The sequence below is a fragment of the Planococcus kocurii genome (assembly GCF_001465835.2).
Classification (GTDB): Bacteria; Bacillota; Bacilli; order Bacillales_A; family Planococcaceae; genus Planococcus; species Planococcus kocurii.
In genome coordinates this window covers 2,797,784-2,820,986 of record NZ_CP013661.2, presented here as the reverse complement: position 1 = coordinate 2,820,986, position 23,203 = coordinate 2,797,784, and the positions used below count along the sequence as shown (strand labels likewise).

General features: G+C 40.1%; 21 protein-coding genes and 1 other annotated feature. Of the genes, 4 read left to right on the top strand and 17 right to left on the bottom strand.

Features of this window, described 5'->3' with window-relative positions:
- Window positions 1-163: 163 nt before the first annotated feature.
- From spxA to AUO94_RS13650, 7 genes are all read right to left on the bottom strand, one after another.
- Window positions 164-559 (bottom strand): transcriptional regulator SpxA, encoded by a 396-nt coding sequence (gene spxA, locus AUO94_RS13680; protein ID WP_008429739.1) that lies wholly within the window; start codon window positions 557-559, stop codon window positions 164-166.
- Window positions 560-928: 369 nt separating this feature from the next.
- Window positions 929-2,137 (bottom strand): putative glycoside hydrolase, encoded by a 1,209-nt coding sequence (locus AUO94_RS13675; RefSeq protein WP_082707549.1) that lies wholly within the window; start codon window positions 2,135-2,137, stop codon window positions 929-931.
- A 219-nt stretch (window positions 2,138-2,356) separates the two neighbouring features.
- On the bottom strand, window positions 2,357-3,292 hold the full coding sequence (locus AUO94_RS13670) for an ABC transporter ATP-binding protein (RefSeq protein ID WP_058384744.1): 936 nt from the start codon (window positions 3,290-3,292) through the stop codon (window positions 2,357-2,359).
- Window positions 3,292-4,347 carry an ABC transporter ATP-binding protein gene (locus tag AUO94_RS13665; protein WP_058384743.1) on the bottom strand — a complete coding sequence of 352 codons (1,056 nt, stop codon included), beginning with the start codon at window positions 4,345-4,347 and terminating at the stop codon, window positions 3,292-3,294. The genes AUO94_RS13670 and AUO94_RS13665 overlap by 1 nt, the downstream gene beginning before the upstream one ends.
- A 15-nt stretch (window positions 4,348-4,362) precedes the next feature.
- Window positions 4,363-5,391 carry an oligopeptide ABC transporter permease gene (gene opp3C / locus AUO94_RS13660; RefSeq protein WP_058384742.1) on the bottom strand — a complete coding sequence of 343 codons (1,029 nt, stop codon included), beginning with the start codon at window positions 5,389-5,391 and terminating at the stop codon, window positions 4,363-4,365.
- The gene (gene opp3b / locus AUO94_RS13655; protein ID WP_058384741.1) at window positions 5,391-6,326 is read right to left on the bottom strand and encodes an oligopeptide ABC transporter permease; all 936 of its coding nucleotides are present in this window, start codon (window positions 6,324-6,326) and stop codon (window positions 5,391-5,393) included. Before opp3b ends, opp3C begins: the two co-directional genes overlap by 1 nt.
- A 186-nt stretch (window positions 6,327-6,512) precedes the next feature.
- Window positions 6,513-8,204 carry a peptide ABC transporter substrate-binding protein gene (locus AUO94_RS13650; protein ID WP_058384740.1) on the bottom strand — a complete coding sequence of 564 codons (1,692 nt, stop codon included), beginning with the start codon at window positions 8,202-8,204 and terminating at the stop codon, window positions 6,513-6,515.
- Between the two features lie 242 nt (window positions 8,205-8,446).
- Between AUO94_RS13650 and AUO94_RS13645 the strand changes: the two genes are divergently transcribed.
- Window positions 8,447-8,788: a DUF3899 domain-containing protein gene (locus AUO94_RS13645; protein ID WP_058384739.1), complete on the top strand. Its 342-nt coding sequence runs from the start codon at window positions 8,447-8,449 to the stop codon at window positions 8,786-8,788.
- A 43-nt stretch (window positions 8,789-8,831) separates the two neighbouring features.
- Window positions 8,832-9,042, top strand: a binding site (T-box leader).
- Between the two features lie 44 nt (window positions 9,043-9,086).
- The gene (gene trpS, locus AUO94_RS13640; RefSeq protein WP_058384738.1) at window positions 9,087-10,082 is read left to right on the top strand and encodes a tryptophan--tRNA ligase; all 996 of its coding nucleotides are present in this window, start codon (window positions 9,087-9,089) and stop codon (window positions 10,080-10,082) included.
- 40 nt (window positions 10,083-10,122) lie between these two features.
- Here the strand turns inward: trpS and opp4A are convergent, their stop codons facing one another.
- The 7 genes from opp4A to AUO94_RS13605 form a co-directional block, all read right to left on the bottom strand.
- Window positions 10,123-11,937, bottom strand: a complete 1,815-nt coding sequence (gene opp4A / locus AUO94_RS13635) for an oligopeptide ABC transporter substrate-binding protein (protein ID WP_058384737.1) — start codon at window positions 11,935-11,937, stop codon at window positions 10,123-10,125.
- A 95-nt stretch (window positions 11,938-12,032) separates the two neighbouring features.
- The gene (locus AUO94_RS13630) at window positions 12,033-12,944 is read right to left on the bottom strand and encodes an ABC transporter permease (protein WP_058384736.1); all 912 of its coding nucleotides are present in this window, start codon (window positions 12,942-12,944) and stop codon (window positions 12,033-12,035) included.
- Between the two features lie 25 nt (window positions 12,945-12,969).
- The gene (gene opp4B, locus AUO94_RS13625; RefSeq protein WP_058384735.1) at window positions 12,970-13,932 is read right to left on the bottom strand and encodes an oligopeptide ABC transporter permease; all 963 of its coding nucleotides are present in this window, start codon (window positions 13,930-13,932) and stop codon (window positions 12,970-12,972) included.
- Window positions 13,933-13,937: 5 nt separating this feature from the next.
- Window positions 13,938-14,873 (bottom strand): ABC transporter ATP-binding protein, encoded by a 936-nt coding sequence (locus tag AUO94_RS13620; protein ID WP_058384734.1) that lies wholly within the window; start codon window positions 14,871-14,873, stop codon window positions 13,938-13,940.
- A complete protein-coding gene (locus tag AUO94_RS13615) occupies window positions 14,860-15,876 on the bottom strand; it encodes an ABC transporter ATP-binding protein (RefSeq protein WP_058384733.1) in 1,017 nt (338 codons plus the stop codon). Before AUO94_RS13615 ends, AUO94_RS13620 begins: the two co-directional genes overlap by 14 nt.
- 304 nt (window positions 15,877-16,180) lie before the next feature.
- On the bottom strand, window positions 16,181-17,416 hold the full coding sequence (gene fabF, locus AUO94_RS13610; RefSeq protein ID WP_058384732.1) for a beta-ketoacyl-ACP synthase II: 1,236 nt from the start codon (window positions 17,414-17,416) through the stop codon (window positions 16,181-16,183).
- Between the two features lie 27 nt (window positions 17,417-17,443).
- Complete coding sequence (locus AUO94_RS13605) at window positions 17,444-18,376, bottom strand: beta-ketoacyl-ACP synthase III (RefSeq protein ID WP_058384731.1); 933 nt, start codon at window positions 18,374-18,376, stop codon at window positions 17,444-17,446.
- A gap of 187 nt (window positions 18,377-18,563) precedes the next feature.
- On the opposite strand from AUO94_RS13605, the gene AUO94_RS13600 reads away from it, so the two are divergent.
- On the top strand, window positions 18,564-18,749 hold the full coding sequence (locus AUO94_RS13600) for a YjzD family protein (RefSeq protein WP_058384730.1): 186 nt from the start codon (window positions 18,564-18,566) through the stop codon (window positions 18,747-18,749).
- A gap of 31 nt (window positions 18,750-18,780) precedes the next feature.
- On the opposite strand, the gene AUO94_RS13595 is transcribed toward AUO94_RS13600, so the two are convergent.
- From AUO94_RS13595 to AUO94_RS13585, 3 genes are all read right to left on the bottom strand, one after another.
- Window positions 18,781-20,922: an ATP-dependent Clp protease ATP-binding subunit gene (locus AUO94_RS13595; RefSeq protein WP_078080599.1), complete on the bottom strand. Its 2,142-nt coding sequence runs from the start codon at window positions 20,920-20,922 to the stop codon at window positions 18,781-18,783.
- Between the two features lie 154 nt (window positions 20,923-21,076).
- Window positions 21,077-21,385 carry a metal-sulfur cluster assembly factor gene (locus tag AUO94_RS13590; RefSeq protein ID WP_058384729.1) on the bottom strand — a complete coding sequence of 103 codons (309 nt, stop codon included), beginning with the start codon at window positions 21,383-21,385 and terminating at the stop codon, window positions 21,077-21,079.
- 65 nt (window positions 21,386-21,450) lie between these two features.
- Window positions 21,451-22,218 (bottom strand): prolyl oligopeptidase family serine peptidase, encoded by a 768-nt coding sequence (locus tag AUO94_RS13585; RefSeq protein ID WP_058384728.1) that lies wholly within the window; start codon window positions 22,216-22,218, stop codon window positions 21,451-21,453.
- Window positions 22,219-22,377: 159 nt separating this feature from the next.
- Between AUO94_RS13585 and AUO94_RS13580 the strand changes: the two genes are divergently transcribed.
- Window positions 22,378-23,184: a Cof-type HAD-IIB family hydrolase gene (locus AUO94_RS13580; protein ID WP_058384727.1), complete on the top strand. Its 807-nt coding sequence runs from the start codon at window positions 22,378-22,380 to the stop codon at window positions 23,182-23,184.
- Window positions 23,185-23,203 lie beyond the last annotated feature (19 nt).

Below are 23,203 nucleotides of genomic sequence, written 5' to 3'. Positions count from 1 at the left end.
ATTGCAGATAAAGAAAAAGTTTATGCCTATCTCTACTGGCAGTTGCAAGTACATAGAGTTTAATCTACTTAACTGATTTATGCAACTAATTTAGGATAAAGAAAAGCTGCCCGAAGATCTCTTATGAAATACCATAAAGACCGGGCAGCTAATGCATTTATTATTAGTTCACCATACGCTGAGCTTCAAGCAACTGATAAGCTCTGACTTTACGTGGTAGGAATCGACGAATTTCATCTTCATTGTATCCTACTTGAAGGCGTTTTTCATCCATAATAATCGGACGACGCAACAAACCAGGATGCTCCTGAATTAACTCATACAAACGCTGAAGCGGTAAACTCTCAACATCTACATTTAATTTTTGGAATATTTTAGAACGAGTAGAGATGATTTCATCCGTACCGTCTTCAGTCATACGTAAGATTTCTTTAATTTCACTAATAGTTAGTGGCTCAGAGAAAATATTGCGTTCTGTATATGGAATGTCATGTTCCTCAAGCCATGCTTTTGCTTTTCTGCAAGATGTGCAGCTCGGAGAAGTAAATAGTGTAACCATCATAGTGGAGCACTTCCTTTCGGATTCATGAAAATTTTAGTGTATTTCTTTTTTCAATTTAGAATCATTATAGTTTAGAGGCTCTACATTCATTATACAACGATTGGAGCTATTTTAATAGTCTATCTCAATAAATAAATTAAAAAAGAAGCATTTCGTCACATTTTGACTATATTTTCTTTATACTTTGTAAGCTATATCTTAAATTTACCCTGTTTCTTTTTGTCGTAAACTCCCAAATCAAAATATTTTATTCTCATTTACCATTTCTTTTTGAAAATGTCTTTCATACTTATATATTACGTTTCAGTCTGAAAAAGGTTTCATTTTAAGCTAGATAATTTAATGAGTGATTTCTTGAATACATTTTTAAGGCGTATAATCTACCCCCTCGGAATACGAATTTCCAGCGTTCCACAACAGAAACTCTTCTATTCCTTGATCATTGAGTGCTTTGATCTGAGCCTCTACTTCTACTTTTCCGTATCGCTTATAATTACCAGCGCCTAAGTAACTCGCTGTAAAGTCTTGAAGCCAAGGTCTTGAAACAGGTGCATTGTCTAAGCTTGCTAGCACTTGGTTTTCTACTTTCGCGTATTCTGTCACTAGTTGATAAGGTTCTAAGTCCGGTTTTGCGATTCCAAAATAAGAGGTCCAGTGACTCGGGTAAATCATGGATGAAATCACGTCGACATTTTCAGAGATCTTCGAAAAATTCTGACCGATACCTGGCGCTTCTGGCAAAGTAGCCGCATAGCCGAAAATGTCGACTGATACTTCTACTCCATAAGGTTGTAATTGTTCTTTAGCGTAAGCCACAAATTCTGTCACGGCCTCGACTCTTCTTTGTATAGGGTCAGCAGCAGAATCTTCGTAATCACCGAGTGAATAAGTTAAGTCATTCGCCCGGTTCTCAAAACCTTCTGGGAAGCGGACATAGTCGAATTGGATTTCTTTGAATCCAAGCTTTGCTGCTTCGATGGCAATTTGAACATTATGATCCCATACTTCTTTTAGAAATGGATTCACAAACGATTCTCCGCGGTTATTTTTCCATACTTGATCTCCGTCCATAAATGTTAGCTCCGGCCTTTGTTCAGCTAAGACGGTATCTTTAAATACAACGACGCGGGCGATCGGATAGATCTCTTTTTTTTCTAATTTTTCTAGCATTGCTCGCGGATCTTTTATTAGGGCTTGTCCCATATCCAGTTTCGCCAAATCTGAACCTTCTTCAGGTATGTACGTTAAGTAGCCTAAGTCTTCTTTTATATCAATAACCATAGCGTTTAATTCTGTTTTATCCACAAGATTAATTAGCGAATCAAAGCGTTCTCCTCCAGCCGAATGGGCCGTTACAAAAATTCCTCGTACAGCATCTGGGTAAGTAAACTCCAGTCCAGAATCAAATTTGAATAGTTTGGATGATGCCAATACCTGAGAGTCAAGTTCAGCTGTTTCATAGGCACGCTGTGTAAAATCAGGCGTTTTATCTTCTTCATCTGCATATACATTTCCTATACTTACTAAACTAATGCTCACTGCACAAACGGTCATCCATTTCCACGTTTTCATCATTTGCTGCACTCCTTTTTCCATTATTGCATTAAGGCGACTAACGATGAGTACTAATAAAGAAAGGTCTGCTCGTTAAAGTTTTTCTTTATCCATCGTTCTTCCATTCTATCATTTATTTGACTTATAAAATAAGGAAATTACGAGAATAGTGAATAGAGTTGTTATATATGAAGAAAAGAGTAATTAAAAAAACGATGCCCATAAGGACATCGCTTTTCTTTACTTCACTGCAGCTGCTTTTATAGACTCAAGTTCGCGCTCTGAACATTGAACAAAGTGGCCAGGACTGATTTCTCTCATCCGAACATCATCAGCTTTTGTGTATTCGTGTACAGCAGGATCATATGATTTACGTACCCGGTTGCGTTCATAGTTTGGATCTGGCAACGGAATCGCTGATAACAAGGATTGCGTGTATGGATGCAATGGATTCTTGTATAACTCTTCAGCAGGAGCTAGCTCTACTAATTTACCAAAATACATAACACCGATACGATCTGAAATGTATTTAACCATTGATAAATCATGCGCGATGAATAAGAATGTTAATCCTTTTTCAATTTGAAGTTCTTTCAGTAGGTTTACAACCTGCGCTTGAATTGAAACGTCTAGTGCAGAAATAGGCTCATCGGCAATGATAAAATCAGGATCTACCGCTAAAGCACGGGCAATTCCAAGACGCTGACGCTGTCCACCTGAGAATTCATGCGGATATCGGTTCGCGTGTTCTTTGTTCAAACCTACTGTTTCCAGCAAGTCATAAACCATTTTTTTACGTTCTGTTGCATTTTTTGCTAAGCCATGAATATCGATGCCTTCAGCAATAATATCCATAACTTTCATGCGCTGGTTTAACGAAGCATAAGGATCTTGGAAAATCATTTGCATTTTGCGGTTAAATTTCTTTAAATCTTGCTTTGATTTTTTCCCATGAACATTTTCACCTTCGTAGAAAACATCACCATCTGTTGCATCATATAAACGGATGATCGAACGTCCAGTCGTGGATTTTCCACAGCCTGACTCTCCAACAAGTCCTAAAGTTTCGCCTTTGTAAATATCAAAGCTAATGTCATCTACTGCGCGGACTTCGTTTGCTTTACCGATATTGAAATACTGTTTTAGGTTTTTAATTTCGAGTAACTTTTCAGCCATTATACCGCGCCCCCTTCATAATATCTGCTTCCCGGGAATTTCTTCATGCGTTCAATAACGGTCAAAGGTGGTTCTACCTGAGGCGCATCTGGATGCAACAACCAAGTTGCAGCAGAGTGCGTATCACTGACTTTGAAGAATGGCGGATTTTGCTCCATATCGATTTTTAGTGCATATTCGCTTCGAAGAGCAAAAGCATCTCCTTTTGGTGGATCCAACAAATCAGGAGGCGTTCCTGGAATCGCATACAGCTTTGCATCTTCTGTATCGAGTGAAGGCATTGAACTCAACAAGCCCCATGTATATGGATGCTGCGGGTTATAGAAAATTTCATCCACTGTGCCGATTTCAACAATTTTCCCTCCGTACATAACGGCTACGCGATCGGCTACGTTGGCTACGACACCAAGATCGTGTGTAATGAAAATAATTGAAGTATCAATTTTCTTTTGTAAGTCTTTCATTAACTCTAATATTTGCGCTTGAATTGTCACATCCAGTGCAGTTGTGGGCTCATCCGCGATCAAAATTTTCGGGTTACAAGCTAATGAAATGGCGATCACGATCCGCTGGCGCTGTCCACCTGAGAATTGGTGAGGATATTGTTTCATCCGCAGTTCAGGTTTTGGCATGCCGACCAAACGCAACAAGTCGATCGCAACTTTTTTTGCTTCTGTCTTACTAATTTTCTGATGTTTTAACAAAGGCTCTGTTAACTGACGGCCAATTGGCATTGTCGGATTTAAAGAAGTCATTGGATCCTGGAAAATCATCGATATTTCTTTTCCACGGATTTTCTGCATCTCGCGATCACTCAATTTCGTTAAATCTTGACCTCCGAACAAAATTTCACCATTTTTAAATTCTGCTGATTGTTCTGGTAGCAAACGCATAATGGATTTTGTCGTAACAGATTTTCCTGAACCCGACTCTCCAACGATTGCTAAAGTTTCACCTTTATATAAATCAAAGTTGACCCCACGTATCGCTTTAACTTCCCCACCTTGGGTATTAAAGGAAAGTTCAAGGTCTTTTACTTGTAAAATTTTCTCCATTATAAACTTTCCTCCTTAATCTTTCATCTTCGGATCGAGGGCATCACGAAGTCCATCACCGATCAAGTTAAACGCAATCATAATCAAACTCAGCAAGATGGCCGGGAATGCTAAAATATGCGGCGCAAATTGGATTAACGCGTAACCATCATTGATTAATGTACCAAGCGAAGCATCTGGTGCTTGAAGACCTAGACCGATAAAGCTTAAGAAAGCTTCAAAGAAAATAGCACTTGGAATGGTGAACATTGTATTGATAATAATTACGCCCAAAACGTTTGGCATTAAATGCTTCCATATAATGCGACTATCGCTGGCACCTAAAGTACGGGCAGCCAAAACAAATTCCTGACTCTTATATTTAAGAACTTGCCCACGGACGACCCGGGACATTCCGGTCCATCCGGTTATGGTTAAGGCAATAATAATGGCCAGTATTCCGGGGTCCATAATTAAGATAAACAAGATAACAACAACTAAGTTCGGAATACCTGTCAGGATTTCGACAATCCGCTGCATGAAGTCATCCACACGCCCGCCGAAGTATCCTGAAACACCCCCGTAGATTACACCAATTAACATATCAATTGCTGCTGCTACAAAAGCAATGAACAAGGACACTTGAGTCCCTTTCCACACACGAGAAAACATATCGCGGCCAAGTCCATCTGTACCAAACCAATAATTGACTTCGACATTTTTCATTTCATACAGATCGACTTTTTGGCCACCCAAAGTTCCAACACCATTTAAAATCCCTAATTTTTCTATACCCGGAATTTTCGGCGGTAAGTTTGCATGAGTAATCGTTTGCGCATTAGGCTCATAAGGACTAATCACTGGTCCTAAAAAGGCCATGATTGCAATCAAACCAAAGAGAATTAGACTGAACAAAGCACCTTTGTTTTTCCGAATACGGTACCAAGCATCTTGCCAAAAACTAACGCTTGGTTTTGTAATGCGTTCAGCTTGCTTCGAATCTAATGTAATCCGCTCAAACGAACCTTGCGGCAGTTCTGGGATTTTATCAATTTTCTGAGTCATTAATTTTTACCTCCTGAAAGACGGATACGAGGGTCAATGACACCATACAAAATGTCTACCAATAGGATCACCACAATCAGGAATACTGAGAAGAAAATAGTAGTTCCCATAATGATGGAGAAATCGCTGACAATAATCGATTTAACAAATTGCTCCCCGATACCTGGAATTGCGAAAATTTGTTCAACAACAAGTGACCCCGTTAGAATAGCTACAGCCATCGGTCCTAAAACCGTAATCAATGGAATCAACGCATTACGAAACGCATGTTTAAATGCAATTTCTGATCCGCTTGCGCCTTTAGCTTTTGCTAATGTAATATAATCCGACCCAAGAACTTCAATCATTTCTGTCCGGATAAAACGTGCTGCTGTAGCAAGTGGGAACATCGCTAACGCGACAGAAGGCAGTACGCTGGACATAAAGCCATCTTTCCACAAAGCCACTGGGAACAGTCCCCATTTTAATCCGAACCAATATTGCAAGAGTGAAGCAAAAACAAAAGAAGGAATTGATATTCCGACAATCGCTATGAATGTGCTGGTGTAATCAACCCAAGTGTTTTGTCTTAAAGCGGCAACCATTCCCAAAAGTATTCCTAAAACGGTGCCAAGCAGCATGCCTTGGAAACCAATTTGAGCGGATGGACCCATTCGACTTAAAATGACATCTGTCACTTCTGCTCCTTTAAACTGGTTGATAGAAATTCCTAGATCTCCTTGTACGAGACCAAACATATAGTCAAAATACTGAACCGGGAGTGGTTTATCCAAACCATATCTAGCCTCTACAACTGCCCTTTGTTCTGGAGATAATTTATCTGCGGAAGCAACAGGGGAACCTGGTAAAATCTTAATTAAGAAAAAAGTGAATGTAGCAATTAATGCTAATGTGAGAAACATATAAATTAAACGCTTGCCAATATACTTCGCCATGGTGCACCTCCAAAAATAATTCTATTTGACAAATTCATCAAAAAACAATGAATTTGCAGCATTCATGATTTAGCAGAAAAGTGGTAATTTTCCGTCAATTACTTAGCATTAGAAAAGAGAGTATACCGATCCAAAATACGATATACTCTCTTTCTATTTTGTTTTCACAGTAGCGGGATTAAGTTATTATTTGCCCGAAATGTATGCCCATTTGTAAGAGAAATCTCCACCGAATGGGTGTTTAATAATGTCATTTACGTACGGTTGTTGTAGAGCCATTGCTCCGCGTTGGTAAAGTGGCGCGATAGCTGCATCATCTTCTAGAAGAATTTTTTCAGCTTTAGCCATTGCTTCCCAACGTGCAGCTGGGTCTGTTGCTAGTTCGCCTTTAGCTGATTCAACTAAAGCATCATACTCAGGGTTCGAGTAAGCCATTTTGTTTTGAGGAGATCCAGTAACGAACAAGTCGATGAATGTCATAGGATCCTGATAATCTGGTCCCCATCCAGCTGTTTGAATGTCATAGTCCTGAGCTTCATCAAGTTCTAAACGAACTCCAAAAGGTACTGCTTTAAGGTTGATTGTCAACCCTTCAAGATTTGTTTCAAGTTGGTTTTTCAAATAAGCGTCCATGTTTTTAGCAGTTTCAGTGTCGCCACCCAAGATTTCAAGTGTCACTTCTTCCACTCCTAATTCTTCAAGACCAGTAGCCCAAAGTTTTGCAGCTTCTTCAGCATCGAATTCAATTAGGTCGCCATTAACTTCACGGAAGTCCGCTTTGTTTTCATCAAAAGCAAACTCAGTTGGCACTAAGAATGTTGCTGGTAGTGAACCGTTAGCCAATACTACGTCAACTAGATCTTGCTTGTTAAAGCCTGACGCGATTGCTTTACGGATATTTACGTTTGCAAGAGCATTTTTCTCGCCCTTACGTTCTTGGTTCAGTTTGAAGTAGAAAACAGTTGGTTCCAAATCAGTTACTAAGTTTTCGTCATTTGCGTATTGCATTGCAAATTCACCGCTCAACGCAGCACGATCTTTTTCACCAGAGTTGTAAAGGTTAACTGAAGTAGCAGGTTCTTTTACTACGTCCCAGTTGATTGTTTCAAGTTTAACTGTTTCAGCATCCCAATATTCAGGGTTTTTCTGCATTTTCCAAGTTAAACCAGTTCCGTCCCAATCAGTCAATGTGAATGGTCCGTTGAAGATCAAGTTATCAGAGTTAGAAGCGTAAGCGTCACCTTTTTCAGTTACGAAAGCTTCGTTCTGTGGATAGAAAGTTGGGAAAGACATTAATGACATAAAGTAAGGTACTGGACGTTCAAGCTTTACTTCAAGCGTGTTGTCGTCTACAGCCGTAACTCCAAGTTCAGTTGGTTCCATTTTTCCTTCAGCAATATCAGTAGCATTTAAAATTGATCCGCCCATCATGTATGCTCCGTATGGAGATCCTGTAGCAGGGTCAATTGAACGTTGCCAAGAGTAGACAAAATCTTTAGCAGTAACAGGTGTTCCATCTGACCAGTTTGAGTCACGCAATTTAAATGTATAAGTTAGTCCATCTTCGCTGACTTCAGGCTCGCCATCCGCAAGTGCTGGTTCAGCTACGCTTTCTTGATTTAAACGGAATAGACCTTCGTTAACATTGTTGAAAATGTTAAACGCAACTGCATCTTCAGCTAATGAAAGATCCATTGTTGGAATTTCTGCGCTTTCCATTAAGTTCAATACTTGCTCTGAGTCTAATTCCCCAGCTGTCTCTTTGTCATCTGGTTTGTCAGTTCCAGTTTCTTTTTCATCGCCGCCACCACACGCTGCTAGAAAAGCACTTAGAACTAAAACTAGGCTTAGTAGCCAAAAAATCTTACTGTTTTTCACTAAATTGACCCCCTCGAATTTTCTGAAAACTTGGTACACTCTTAATTATACATACATATTTTTTCTTGTACAGAACTTTTTTGCTAATTTTTACACTCTTGTAACAATTGCGTTACATTGATATTACAAGAAACCTTGAGAATGTTGGATTTGTAAGCGTTTACGCAGTCTACGATAAACAAAAAATATTTTGATTTTTTTTAGAATTTCTTCTACAATTGGTAAGAATCGAGGTGCCAATTTTGAAAAAATTGTTTTTTTCTATCGTAATTATTCAAGTATTGATTTTAATTACTGCTTTTTTTAGGACTGATCATGTCACGTTGTTGTCGTATATTAATAATTCATTTGTTTACGGCGGCATTTTATTGTTTTTGGGTTCTTGGGTTTTTGTCGTTCGAACAGGTGTGTTTGATATATTCACTATAAGTATGAGAAAGGCTTTCAAGCTAAAATCGACTCTTGAAGATGATGAGATGCGGCCGCCTTCTGAAGTGATTGCTTTTTCCAGTTCGTATCTGCTCCTTACTGGCACGATCACCTTGCTGATCATGATGGTTTGCCTAGTAATTTATAGCCTTTAGTATTGCTTCCTAAATTGGTTATGTATTATAATAATAGGATATAAAATGAGCCATGAAAAAGAAGAGTAAATGCAGTTCCTTCTATAAGAGAGTCTGTGGTTGGTGAAAACAGATGGAGTGCTGCATCGAATGGACTTTTGAGCTGAATCGGTGAATAGGTAGTAGCTGATTCCGTGTTCTTCACGTTATGAAGAAGAGTGGCCGGTGACGGCAACTAGGGTGGTACCGCGGAAAACACATCATTCGTCCCTTTTTTAGGGGATGTGTGCTGTGTTTTTTACTTTGAGGAGGAATAATAATGACCAAGAAGAAAATTTTTTCAGGCGTTCAGCCTACTGGTACGGTAACACTCGGAAATTACATAGGTGCGTTTAAACAGTTTACTGAGCTGCAAGATGAATATGATTGTATTTTTTGTATTGTTGATCAACACGCCATTACAATGCCTCAAGATCGACTAGCGTTACGTAAAAATATTAAGGCGTTGGCGGCACTTTATCTAGCCGTTGGAATTGATCCCGAAAAAGTAACTTTGTTTATTCAATCGGAAGTTCCAGCGCATGCACAAGCCGGATGGATGTTACAATGTGTTTCAACCATCGGAGAACTAGAACGCATGACACAATATAAAGACAAATCGGCGAAAAATGCTTCTGTTTTGGCAGGATTGTTAACGTATCCGCCATTGATGGCAGCCGATATTCTTTTGTATCAAACTGATATTGTACCTGTTGGCGATGATCAAAAACAGCATATTGAATTGACGCGTGATTTAGCAGAGAGATTTAACCGGAAGTACAACGATGTCTTTACTATGCCTGATATACGTACTCCTAAAAATGGCGCACGTATTATGTCCTTGCAAGACCCTACAAAGAAAATGAGTAAATCTGATCCCAACAAAAAAGCAATGATCACTTTGCTTGATGACTTGAAAACAATTGAAAAGAAAATTAAGAGTGCTGTCACTGATTCAGAAGGAATTGTTCGCTACGACCCAATCAATAAGCCTGGTGTTGCCAACCTTTTAACAATCGAAGCTGCGTTAACTGGCGAAAGTATCGATGATTTGGTGACAAAGTACGAAGGGGCGGGGTATGGAGATTTTAAATCTTCCGTTGCACAAGCTGTTATCAAACATTTAGCTCCTATTCAGGAACGTTATGCCTTACTTCTTGATTCTGACGAATTAGATACCATTCTTGACGCAGGTGCCCAAAAAGCTAATTTCCTAGCCACTAAAACCTTAACGAAGATGGAAAATGCTATGGGTCTTGGACGTAAAAGAAAATAAAAAAAGAGCTGCAAAATCGCAGCTCTTTTTTATTTGGTTATTATTCTGCTGTAATTGCTTTTTCTTCACTCACAGCAAGATCAGACAAGTAAATGCCAGTTCCATCACCGATTGCATAATTCAATACGCGATTGTTAACCGGGCTAAGTAATGCGCGATATAGAGTCGGGAATACCGGCACTTCATCAACCATCAACTGCTGCCACTCTTTGTATACGTCTTGACGGTATGTTAAATCGAATGCTTCTGGTGAACGGCCTTCTTTTAAAAGACGCTCGTTGTCTTCGTTTTCCCAGCGAGCAAAATTGTATAGAGCTTCAGCTCCGTAAAGACCTGAAGGATCTACGTCAATTCCAACTCCCCAAGCTGCTTGGTAGACATCTACTTCTGGATCGTCTTCTCCGCCGTTACCAACACGGTCGTAGAATGTATTAAACTCAAGCATTTCCAAGTTTACCTTTAATCCAACTTTTTCCCATGATTGTACATAGTATTGAGCTAATGGCTCAGCAGTGTCTCCACCCGTCATCGAAATAAAGTTGATTTCAAGTGGTTTGCCTTCCGGATCTTCACGGAATCCATCATCATCCGTATCAACATATCCTGCATCATCCAAAAGCTTCATTGCGGCTTCAGGATCATACGCTCTGCCTTCGTTTTTATCGTCATGGAATTCAGGATGCGACGGTGGAATCAATGTTGTTGCATTCCAACGTAATCCATTATAGAAACGCTCGCCAACTGCCGTGTTGTCTACAGCATGCCACATTGCTTGACGAAGTTCGACATCGCCCATTTTCGCATCTGGGTTAGGCGCTACTACGTTTTTCTCTGCATCCCATGTTCCAAGTTTAAAGCCAATATACGTATAAGCACGATCAATCGTACCTAAGTATTCAACGTTAGACATTTCAGCATTGTCCGGGAATTGATCTACTGGGAAATCACTGATCAAGTCAACGCCACCCGTTTCCAATTCTTGAACAACTGTTGAACTGCTAATTACTTTGATTGTCACGCCATCAAGTTTTGGTGCTCCGCGCCAGTAGTCTTCGTTTTTAGTAAGCGTTACAGACTCACCAGGTACGATGCTGTCTACTTTAAACGGTCCAAAACCAATTGGGTTTTGACGAACTTCTGGTGAAGATGAAATATCTGCTACTGCCATGTCGCCAAAAATGTGCTTCGCTAGTGGATATGACCAAATGCTTCCTGTTAATAGAGAAGGTGTTGATTCGATGTACGTAATTTTCAATGTTTTCTCATCAACTACTTCAATGCCTGAAATCGTATCAGCTTTTCCGCTGTTATACTCTTCCATTCCTTCAATGTTCGTGAAATCAGAGTTGTAGCGAGGACCGTCGTAATCTTTGTTACCGATTACTTCGTGCGCAAACTGCCAGTCTTCAGCAGTTACAGGCTCGCCGTCGTGCCAGTTGACATTATCGCCGATTTTGAATGTAAATGTGCGTTCATCTTCTGAAATTTCATATGTCGCAGCTCCATCATTTGTATACACGTAGTTTTCATCCCACGTTAACAAGCCTTCATCAAACCAGTTTAAAATTTCTGCATCTGGTGCACCAGAGTAGAAGTTCCAGTTTAACGTTCCTTCAAATACCGTATCGGATACTAAACCAAATGTAATCGTTCCACCATCAATGGCTTCGCCTTCATTGGTTTTAACATTGCTAAAATCTTCTATTGAATACATGCCGTCTTTCTTTTTATCTCCGTCTTCAGCGCCTTTGTCGTCGCCGTCTTTCGCTTTATCGTCACCGTTACAAGCTGCCAAAATTAGGACAAAAGATATGATTAAAAAGAGTAAAAACTTAGACCTGTTATTCTTCCCCATTCTTTATTTCCCCCTCTAGTTTTAAATGAAATAATTGCTGTATACTGAATTGTTCTAGCCGCAGTTCAATTTCTCCCCCTTCTCCCCCTATTTTGTTACCCTCTTCGCTGCCGGGCATCGGTAGCGCGTTTTAACGCTTGCCCAACATTATTTATACTAAGCATCAATACTAAAATTAGAATTGATGCAGGTAACCAAATCCACCATCTCAGCTCCAGCGTTTGAGGATTTCGTGCGTAACTAATCAACGTCCCCAGACTTGGAGTTGACTCTGGAAAACCGAATCCTAAAAAGGACAATCCAGATTCAATTCCGATATTTGCCGCTAAGTTTAACGTCATCGTCACGATGATGATCGAACTTAGGTTTGGTAACACTTGGAAAAACATAATTTTAAAATCGGACGTCCCTAATGTTTTAGAGGCTTTTACGTAATCCAACTCTTTTTCCTGTAATGCTTTAGACCGAATTAGACGGGCGATTCCCATCCATAAGAAAGCCGTCATGATTAATGAAAACGATACAATGCTATAACCAGGGACAGCCGTAACAAAAGCGATGACAATCATGAGCGTTGGCAAGACCATGAAAAAGTCGACAAAACGCATGAAAACATTATCAACAGTGCCTCCGTAGTACCCGGAGATCAGTCCGACCAATATGCCGATAATTCCTGTCAATAGCGTAACGATGATTCCAATAGCCAGAGAGTTACGCGTCCCAATAATCAATTGACCAAAAATATCTCGTCCGCCGTAATCGGTGCCGAGCCAATACATCTCAGATGGCGCTTCATAAAGAGCAAACAAGTCCACTTTAATGATTTCAGCTTGATCCAAAATAATGGATGTCCCGAATACGCCAGCAACAATTAGAAATAAAAACAATAAAGAAACAAAAGCTACTTTATCTCGTATTAATTCTCTTAGCAATATACTAAATCCAGATGGGCTTTTACCGAGATCCAAATCTGGAATTTGTGTTCCAACGTCTTTATCAAGTCTCATAGTTACACCTCAAAATTATCATTTATTATTTAATCCGGATACGTGGATCTACTAAACTTAAGATGATATCTGATAATAACGCACCAATAATTGCGGCAAGTCCGAATAACAGAACAAGGGCTGTCATGACGCTATAATCACGCAAACTAATAGAAGATAGGAATAACTCACCCATTCCTGGATAGCCAAAAATGTTTTCGATGAATATGGTTCCCCCAATCAATCCTGTGATTTCGTATCCAAAGAATGCTGCAATTGGAAGCAACGAGTTACGAAGTACATGGCGGTTATAAACCCGTGATTCAGATGCCCCTTTAGCGCGAGCTGTTACGATAAAATCTTTTTGTTTCGTATCAATAATCTCACTTCGTAAGTACTGAACGGTAGATACGGTAGTAATTAAAGCCATCGATAATGCCGGTAATAATAAATGATTTACTTTACTGATGAAATAGGCAAAGGTTCCTGGTTCTGTACCAGGTGCGACACTGCCGCTTGTCGGGAACCAACCAAGTTGGAAACCAAAAATGAACAACATCACTAATGCGAAAATGAATAAGGGTGCTGCAAAGCCAATGTACGTATAACCTGTAATCGCACGGTCCAACCACGTGTCATTAAAACGGCCACTAATGATTCCAAGAGGAATAGCGATCAAATACGTTAAAATCAATGTTGCTAAAGACAACCACAACGTATTAATCATTCGCCCGCCAATTAATTCAGATACTGGCATTTTAAAGCGGAATGATTGACCAAAATCACCTTGTAAGACTCCTTTAATCCAGTCGATGTACTGCACATACCAAGGATTGTTTAACCCGAGACGTTCACGCATTGCCTCGATAGTAGCGGGATCAATACTTGGGTCGATCAATCCTGTTAATGCATCTCCTGGCATGGCTTGAGCTAAAATAAAGACCAATAAACTTAATACAATTATTTGCGGGATAGTGATCAGTGTTCTGCGAACAATTAATTTCCACATACCATTCAACCTCTCTCAGCTAACGCTACTTGGTGGGTAGCTGAAATTGATTTTAACGAGTAAGGCAAACCTTCTTCATCAAAAAAGTCTTTTTCCAGCCGGTCATATTCAGCTTTTACCAACTTACGATTTTCATAGTGCATATCTCGATTGCGTGGATTACTATCTGGAATAGCTGCTATTAAACGCTTCGTATAAATATGCTGTGGATTGGTAAAAATTTCTTCTGCTGTGCCATTCTCAACATATCTCCCTTTATACATAATGCCAATATGGTCACACATATGGCGAATGATTCCTAAATCATGACTAATAAATAAATACGTTAAATTTAGTTCTTTTTGGATTTCACGCATAAAGTTTAATACTTGAGCTTGGACCGATACATCTAATGCAGAAACAGGTTCATCAGCAATAATCAATTTGGGATTTAAGGCAATTGCCCGGGCAATACCGATTCGTTGACGCTGCCCTCCAGAAAATTCGTGAGGATACTTGTAAATAGCCTCTGGACTAAGTCCTACTAATTCCATCAGTTCTTGCACACGCATCCGTTCTTCTTTTGCAGATAATTTTTCATAGTTGCGGAGTGGTTCAGCTACTATATCTGCGACTCTTTTTTTTGGATTGAGCGATGAGAAAGGATCCTGAAAAATCATTTGAATATCTTTTCGCACATCAATGTACTCTTTTTTGCTAACTGTCGCCAAGTCTCTACCTTCAAACAGAACTTTTCCTGAAGTAATGTCATTTAATCCGATAATGGCACGACCGGTCGTTGTCTTTCCAGACCCCGATTCTCCAACAAGTCCATAAGTTTGACCTTGTTCAATCGAGAACGATACGCCATCTACTGCACGGACATGATCTTGTACCGTTTGAAAGACACCGCCACGAACAGGAAAGTGAACTTTTAAATTTTCAACTTCAATTAGCGACATAATTGTGTTCCTCCTCGACTTTTTCTGGAAAGTAGAAATCCTTGTAGCACGTACAGCGCACAAAGTGGCCTGTGCTTATCTCATGGAGTTCAGGTGAAGCCTCATGAGAAGAATCATCAATCCATGGGATACGAGAAGCAAAGCGACAGCCAGTTCTCGGTAACTTTTGTAAGGAAGGAACCACACCTTGAATAACATGAAGATCTGATTTCACTTCTGATAATGTTGGAATCGAATTTAATAATGACCGTGTGTACGGATGCTTCGGGTTTTCCATTAAGGTATAGATATCAGCGATTTCTACGATTTGTCCGGCATACATAACAGCGACTCTGTCGGCCATTTCAGCGACTACACCTAAATCATGCGTGATCAGAATAATGCCAGCATGAATGGTCTCTTTTAGTTCTTTAATCAAATCCAAAATTTGAGATTGAATGGTTACGTCCAGCGCAGTTGTCGGTTCATCGGCAATCAGCAACTCAGGCTGATTGGAGATGGCCATGGCGATCACAATGCGTTGACGCATACCACCTGACAATTCGTGTGGATACTGATGATATGTTTTTTCTGGTCGCGGAATGCCGACTTGGTTTAATAGATTGATCACTTGTTTTTTCCTCAAACTCTTTGAGCTTTTCGGATTGTGAAGGAATATCGCTTCATCAATCTGAGCGCCCACTACCATAAGTGGATTTAGCGCCGACAGAGCATCTTGAAAAATCATCCCCATTTCGCTGCCTCGCAACTTTTTCATTTGAGCCGGATTTGCCGTTACTAAGTTATTTCCTTTATAATTGATTTGGCCTTCTATTTGGGCTCTTGTATGAAGACCCATAATGGAGAACGCAAATGCACTTTTTCCGGAGCCAGATTCCCCCACAATTGCCAGCACTTCATTTTTTTTAACATTCAAGGAAACATCATCAACTGCAGCATAATAATTATCTTTAATTCTAAAGGACGTTTTTAGATTTTTGATTTCAAGCAAAACTTCATTCACATTTATCCTCCTCAAAATAAAGCGTTCTACCATTTCTTTTAACGTCTCACATTCTTCATACCTTAGTAGTTTAAATATTCAGACTTAAACAGATAAAAAATGCCTTCAAATCGACGTTTGTCTTTCTGTTAATAATTGAGTTTACATCTTTTTTTCATTATATTTAGAATAGCACAATAACTTAAGGTGTCGAGAGGTTTTTTCATTTTTTATAAAATTATGGGTTTTTTTCTTTTCTTTTACTTTTATTAAGCATAAAAATGGCAATCTGCAGGATCTCCTGTAGATTGCCATTTTCGTCTTGTTATACTTTCTTGAATACTAACGAAGCGTTATGTCCACCAAATCCAAGTGAATTGCTCATCGCGTATTCAAACTCTGCTTTACGTGCAGTGTTTGGAACATAGTCTAAATCGCATTGTTCGTCAGGTGTTTCGTAATTTGTCGTTGGAGGCATAATGCCTTCTTGTAATGCCAGTGCTGTGAAAATCGCTTCGACTCCACCGGCAGCTCCAAGCAAATGACCTGTCATGGATTTAGTTGAGCTCATTCCTAATTTATAAGCATGTTCGCCAAAGACTGTTTTGACAGCCATTGTTTCATACAGATCGTTATAAGCCGTACTGGTACCATGTGCATTAATGTATCCAATATCCGTAGTTTCAACGCCTGCATCTGCCAAAGCTTGTGCCATTGCACGAGCTGCACCTTCGCCACCTTCAGCAGGAGCAGTGATGTGATAAGCATCTCCTGTAGAACCATAGCCAACGACTTCCGCATAAATTGTAGCACCTCGTGCTATCGCATGTTCGTATTCTTCAAGAATAACGATACCTGCGCCTTCTCCAATGACAAATCCATCGCGGTTTTTATCAAATGGACGAGATGCTGTAGCGGCATCTGTGTTTGTTGTCAAAGCTGTATTTGCTGTAAATCCAGCTACAGATAATTGCGTGATAGGCGCTTCTGCTCCACCTGAAATCATCACATCTGCATCGTTACGTTGAATAACTTTAAACGCATCACCAATCGAATTAGTGCCTGAAGCACAAGCTGTTACTGAACAAGAGTTGATTGCTTTAGCACCAAAGTAAATTGATACTTGGCCAGAAGCCATATCCGGAATAATCATCGGAATTAAGAACGGACTAATGCGACGAACGCCTCGCGTATTTAGTACATTCATTTGACTTTCGATTGTCTCCATACCGCCAATACCCGAACCAATCCACACACCTGTCCGCAAAGCTGTTTTGTCATCTAATTCAAGCTTGGCATCTTTCATTGCCATGATCGAAGCAGCTAGCGCGTAATGCGTAAAACGGTCCATTTTCCGAGCATCTTTCTTTTCAATATAATCTTCTATCGAAAAGTCATTTACTTCTGCAGCCACTTTCGCTGAATACAAATCTGCATCTAATCGTGTTAAGGGACCGACTCCAGATTTACCACTTTTAACAGCTTCCCAAGTAGTTTCAATATTGTTACCTAACGGTGTTACAGCACCAATTCCCGTAATAACTACACGGCGATTTTCCATTCTATCTTCTTCCTTTCGCATACCTAATTATTTGCCCCACTTCATAGCAATAGCGCCCCAAGTCAAGCCTCCACCGAATCCAACCATTACGATAACATCATCGTCTTTAACACGGCCTTCTTCTAAGTCTTCGACAAGAGAAATTGGGATTGAAGCTGCTGAAGTGTTACCATATTTTTGAATTGTTTTTGACATTTTTTCAACTGGCAAGCCTAATCGTTCTCTAGACGCTTCCATAATACGAATGTTCGCCTGATGGGGAATCAAAAAATCGACATCTTCTTTTTCCAAACCCGCTTTTTTGATGACATTTATTGCAGATTCGCCCATTTGGCGCACAGCAAATTTAAAGACTTCGCGGCCATTCATTACTAAATACTCGTCCTGATAGAGGTGTTTGCCTCCAGAACCATCAGCACCGAGTTCAAAAGATAAAATACCTCGCCCTTCAGAAACTTTCCCAATAACTGCAGCTCCGGCTCCATCTCCGAAAAGAACAGCCGTGTTGCGATCTTCCCAGTTAGTAATTTTCGATAGTTTTTCAACACCTACAACCAACACATATTTATAAACATCCGAATCGATGAATTGTTTCGCAGTAATAACTCCATACATAAATCCTGCGCATGCAGCTGAAATATCCATAGCCGCAGCATTAACAGCTCCTATTTCTTGCTGAATCACACAGGCCATCGATGGGAAAGGTTGATCAGGTGTAACCGTCGCCACTAAGATTAAACCGATTTCAGCTGGATCAATACCAGCATCTTCAATCGCTTTTTTTGCCGCTTCACGCGCCATGTCAGAAGTATCCTGATCGTCTTTTGCAATCCGACGTTCTTCTATGCCTGTCATAGTGCGGATCCACTCGTCGTTCGTATCCATGCGCTGCTCTAATTGAAAATTCGTCAATCTTTCTTCTGGCAGGCATCTGCCCATACCGACTATTCCAGCATTCATCTTATGTCCCTCATTTCGATTATCATCATATATTAGTACCTGGTGTTAATAATACGCCATACTATACTCAATTTCAACTAACTGACATATTTCCGACAAAAAATATTCATTCTCTACAATCTTTCTTTCTGTCTTGAAGAGCTTATGCTATGATTAAACTAGATATTCTATGTAGAGGTGAAACTAGATGCAATATATTGGAACATTTTTTTGGTCATTCTTATTGATTTCATTAGTCAACTACGTGGTAAGTGCAGTACAAAACGTACCTTTCGACTTTATGGTCGGCGTTTACATTTCGATCGTATTTTCAATTTTAATCTTCGTTATGGTAGCTGTTATTCCTAGCGAACCAGCTCCTGAAAAACACTAATAAGAAAAGAAGCGTAATCCGGAATTCCGGATTACGCTTCTTTTTTGTTGATAACAATTTGCTTATTATCGTCCATGGTTAATTCCAATTCGGTATGGGCAACAATTCCGCCTCCAATTAATTCCCGGGCAATATTTGTTTCAATCGTACGCTGGATAAAGCGTTTTAATGGTCGCGCACCAAACACCGGATCGGTTCCTGCTTCAACGATATAGTCAATAACTGAATCATCTACGGTTAGTTTGATTTGTTGTTTACTCATACGAACGGCTAGTTCAGCAATCATTTTCTTCGCTATGCCATAAAAATGTGCGTTGTTAAGTGCGTGGAAAATAACAATATCATCGATACGGTTCAATAACTCAGGTTTAAAATGTCTGCGCAATTCTCCCATCACAATGTCTTCAATATCGTGTTCATTGCTCGCATCGTTAATATAGGCAGAACCAATATTAGAAGTCATAATGACTACCGTGTTGGAGAAGTTAACTAATCGTCCTTGGCTGTCAGTGATACGGCCGTCGTCTAATATCTGCAGTAAAATATTGGCAACATCCGGGTGTGCTTTTTCAATTTCATCGAGCAATACAACGGAGTACGGATTCCGGCGAACGGCTTCTGTTAGTTGGCCACCTTCTTCGTAACCGATGTATCCAGGAGGTGCCCCGACCAAACGTGACACACTGTGTTTTTCCATATACTCTGACATATCGATTCGAATAAAATGATCTTCCGAATCAAATAGATTTGCGGCCAGCGATTTTGCTAACTCTGTTTTTCCTACGCCTGTAGGTCCAAGGAAAATAAAAGAGCCAATCGGTTTTCTTTCGTCTTTAATACCCGCACGCGCTCTCCATACAGCTTCTGTAACCAGTTCGACTGCTTTGTCTTGACCAATTACTCGCTCTTTTAACGTCTCACCTAAACGCAATAACTTTTCACGTTCACCTTCTACTAATTTTGTTACCGGAATTCCAGTCCACCTTGCGACAATTCCTGCAATTTCTTCTTCCGTTACTTCTTCGCGCAGTAAGCGCTCAGTACCCTCTTGTTCTAAAGCGGCTTCTAGTGCGACTAATTCTTTTTCGAGTTCGGGAATTTTGCCATGCTGTAAGACAGCCGCCGCATTTAAATCATAACGATTTTCAGCATCTTCTAATTGTCTGCGGAATTGGTCTAATTGCTCACGTTTTTGTTGAATTTTTTTCAATGATTCTTTTTCTTCCGTCCATTGACTTCTCATGCCAGATGAAGAGTCGCGCAGTTCAATAATTTCTTTACGCAAGGTGTCGAGTCGCGCTTTGCTTGCTACGTCTTTTTCTTTCATTAAGGCTTGCTCTTCAATTTCTAGCTGCATCAGACGACGCGTCACTTCATCAAGTTCTTGAGGCATTGAATCGATTTCTGTACGAATCATCGCACAAGCTTCATCAATCAAATCAATGGCTTTATCAGGCAAAAAGCGTTCTGTAATGTAGCGGTCCGACATAGCAGCCGCTGCGACAATCGCACGGTCATGAATTCGAACAGCATGATGTAGTTCAAAACGTTCTTTTAAGCCACGCAAAATCGATACCGTATCTTCAACAGATGGTTCGCGCACCAGTACTTGTTGAAAACGTCGTTCTAAAGCCGGATCTTTTTCGATATGCATGCGATACTCATCTAGCGTAGTCGCACCAATGCAATACAGTTCTCCTCTTGCAAGCATGGGCTTCAGCATATTCCCTGCATCCATTGCTCCTTCGGTTTTCCCTGCTCCAACAATCGTATGAATTTCGTCGATAAACAAAATAATCTGACCTTCGCTATCTTTTACTTGCTTTAAAACGGCTTTTAATCGTTCTTCAAATTCTCCACGGTATTTAGCACCAGCAATTAACGCACTCATGTCGAGTTCGTAAATGGTTCGGTTTTTTAATCCTTCTGGTACGTCGTTACGAACAATGCGTTGAGCTAATCCCTCAACAATTGCTGTTTTACCAACACCTGGTTCACCAATCAACACGGGGTTATTTTTTGTTTTACGCGATAAAATTCGAATCACATTACGGATTTCCTGATCTCTACCGATAACAGGATCCATTTTTCCTGATTGCGCTTGTTCAACCATATTCCGGCCAAACTGCTCCAATGGAGATTTTTGTTCTTCGTTATTTTGGGATTGAACCATTTTATCCACTCCTTTAAAAGTTTGACTATCTTTGACTAATTAAATTATAGCTAATTATTCACTGTTAAGCAATTATTTCGACCTTTTTTTAGTACTCGTATCAAACAAAAAAACCTCACTGGAATAAATCCAATGAGGGTTTTTTACGTACTATTTATCGAACGCCAAGTGCCATTTTTGCATAGCGTGACATATGTTCTTTGCCCCATACTGGCTGCCAGACGATTTTTACATCGACTTCTTCTACTTCAGGTAGTTCATACAAAGCAGTTTTAACCATTTGCACGATCTGTGGTCCCATTGGACAACCCATAGACGTTAACGTCATCGTCACTACGGCAAAACCATCTTCTGTCAACATTACATCATAGATAAGCCCAAGATTAACAATATCGACTCCTAGTTCAGGATCGATTACTGTTTCTAACGCACCCATCATACTATCTTTCATATCTTGATCCATCTAAATCCCTCCCTTACTATTAAAACTATCTTAACAAACTTCATATGAAAATGGAATCGACATGCTTAGTTAGATAAATACTTCGCGAGCCATTCTGTCGCTTCAAGCATCCCTTTTCGACTTACTGCATGTCCCGCTTCTCTTTCCCGAGTAAAGGTTATTTTTTCTGGTACCGCTTCGTAATGCTTCTTAAGTTCTTTATACAAGCGATAAGTTGGTTCAAAAGGTACCGTCATATCTTGTTCGCCGTGCCAAAAATAAATGGGACGGCCATTAAATTTCGCTTGATGTTGAACGCTGTCAAAAATCGCTAAAGTCGAAAGCATCCGTTCACGTTCTTCTTCACTAACTGGCAGCTTGAATCCTCTTGATTCATATTGGGCCATTTGTGCTTGCGCTAATTCTACATAATTCCCTGCACCCATCATTACTGCAGCTACTGAAATCCACGGATAAACTGTCATTGCTCCTAGAGTGGTAATCCCACCCATAGAAGTGCCACCTACTCCTGGTTCTCCAACTACTAAATCTTGCTTGTGCAGTTCTTTTTGTAAAAAGGCTAATTCTTCTATAGACGTCAGAACAATTTCCCAAAATCGCAGGCTGATCTGAACATTATCCAATCCTTCACTTCGTTCACCGTGAAGATGCGCATCCGGCAAAATTACACGAAGTCCTTTTTCAGCCAATTGGTAAGCGTAATGCAAGTTATGTTCTTTTGCACTCGTATGGCCATGAAAAAAGACAACTGTTGGCAATGCGACTTTTTCGCATTGATCTGGTGTTATATGAAGCAACGGTATGTGCCCCCAAATTTGTCGTTGAACTCTCAACTAAAATCACTTCCTTCACCTCTAATCGTACCAATCTTCTCGATTCCCAGCAAACGCCAATTCTCTCTAGCGAAAAGTCTTTTCCTCCTCTGAAATTTTTGACGAATCGCTTGTACTATCGCTACACTAGGAATAGATAGAAAGGAGACGGCTATTTTTATGAAACAACATTTAATTGTTCTTGATTTAGACGGCACATTATTGACCGACCAGAAAGTTATTTCCCCGAAAACAAAACGAACGTTAAATAAAGCAATGGAAGCAGGACATGAGGTAATGATTGCTACGGGTCGACCTTATCGTTCAAGCGAAACTTTCTATAAAGAGCTAGGACTAACAACCCCCATCGTCAATTTTAACGGTGCATTTGTCCACCATCCTACAAACAATCATTGGGGAACACACCATACACCAATCGGATTGAACGTTGTCCATGAAGTGGTAGAGTCTATGCATAACTTTGATTTCCATAATATCGTGGCAGAGGTCTTGGACGATGTGTATGTCCACCATCATGACGAAAAACTTATGGATATTTTCCGCTTCGGTGATCCTACAATCACAACTGGAGATTTACGCAATTACTTAAAAACAGATCCGACGTCTATTTTGATTCATGCTCCATATGAACGCGTACAGGAAATCCATGACCATTTATCTTCTGTACATGCAGAAGTAATCGATCATCGCCGGTGGGGAGCTCCGTGGCACGTGATTGAAATTGTGAAAAGTGGGATGAGTAAAGCCGTTGGACTAGATCGTGTTTCCAAATCAATGGGCATTGCACGAGAAAACATTATTGCTTTTGGTGACGAAGACAATGATCTTGAAATGATCGATTTTGCAGGAGTCGGTGTTGCCATGGGCAATGCCATTGAACCGTTAAAAACGATTGCCAATGAAATCACGTTAACTAATAACGATGATGGCATTGCTGAGTTGTTACTAGAGCGGTTGAAGCTGTAACTACAAAAGGGGGATTGAC

What these genes read in the sequence shown, in the direction of transcription:
- AUO94_RS13590 (WP_058384729.1), bottom strand. Translation starts at nt 21,385, where the DNA reads ATGGATCAAGATATGAAAGATAGTATGATGGGTGCGTTAGAAACAGTA.
- AUO94_RS13665 (WP_058384743.1), bottom strand. Translation starts at nt 4,347, where the DNA reads ATGGAGAAAATTTTACAAGTAAAAGACCTTGAACTTTCCTTTAATACC.
- AUO94_RS13630 (WP_058384736.1), bottom strand. Translation starts at nt 12,944, where the DNA reads ATGAGACTTGATAAAGACGTTGGAACACAAATTCCAGATTTGGATCTC.
- fabF (WP_058384732.1), bottom strand. Translation starts at nt 17,416, where the DNA reads ATGGAAAATCGCCGTGTAGTTATTACGGGAATTGGTGCTGTAACACCG.
- AUO94_RS13605 (WP_058384731.1), bottom strand. Translation starts at nt 18,376, where the DNA reads ATGAATGCTGGAATAGTCGGTATGGGCAGATGCCTGCCAGAAGAAAGA.
- AUO94_RS13580 (WP_058384727.1), top strand. Translation starts at nt 22,378, where the DNA reads ATGAAACAACATTTAATTGTTCTTGATTTAGACGGCACATTATTGACC.
- opp3b (WP_058384741.1), bottom strand. Translation starts at nt 6,326, where the DNA reads ATGGCGAAGTATATTGGCAAGCGTTTAATTTATATGTTTCTCACATTA.
- AUO94_RS13595 (WP_078080599.1), bottom strand. Translation starts at nt 20,922, where the DNA reads ATGGTTCAATCCCAAAATAACGAAGAACAAAAATCTCCATTGGAGCAG.
- AUO94_RS13675 (WP_082707549.1), bottom strand. Translation starts at nt 2,137, where the DNA reads ATGATGAAAACGTGGAAATGGATGACCGTTTGTGCAGTGAGCATTAGT.
- opp4B (WP_058384735.1), bottom strand. Translation starts at nt 13,932, where the DNA reads ATGTGGAAATTAATTGTTCGCAGAACACTGATCACTATCCCGCAAATA.
- AUO94_RS13670 (WP_058384744.1), bottom strand. Translation starts at nt 3,292, where the DNA reads ATGGCTGAAAAGTTACTCGAAATTAAAAACCTAAAACAGTATTTCAAT.
- spxA (WP_008429739.1), bottom strand. Translation starts at nt 559, where the DNA reads ATGGTTACACTATTTACTTCTCCGAGCTGCACATCTTGCAGAAAAGCA.
- opp3C (WP_058384742.1), bottom strand. Translation starts at nt 5,391, where the DNA reads ATGACTCAGAAAATTGATAAAATCCCAGAACTGCCGCAAGGTTCGTTT.
- AUO94_RS13600 (WP_058384730.1), top strand. Translation starts at nt 18,564, where the DNA reads ATGCAATATATTGGAACATTTTTTTGGTCATTCTTATTGATTTCATTA.
- opp4A (WP_058384737.1), bottom strand. Translation starts at nt 11,937, where the DNA reads ATGGGGAAGAATAACAGGTCTAAGTTTTTACTCTTTTTAATCATATCT.
- AUO94_RS13620 (WP_058384734.1), bottom strand. Translation starts at nt 14,873, where the DNA reads ATGTCGCTAATTGAAGTTGAAAATTTAAAAGTTCACTTTCCTGTTCGT.
- trpS (WP_058384738.1), top strand. Translation starts at nt 9,087, where the DNA reads ATGACCAAGAAGAAAATTTTTTCAGGCGTTCAGCCTACTGGTACGGTA.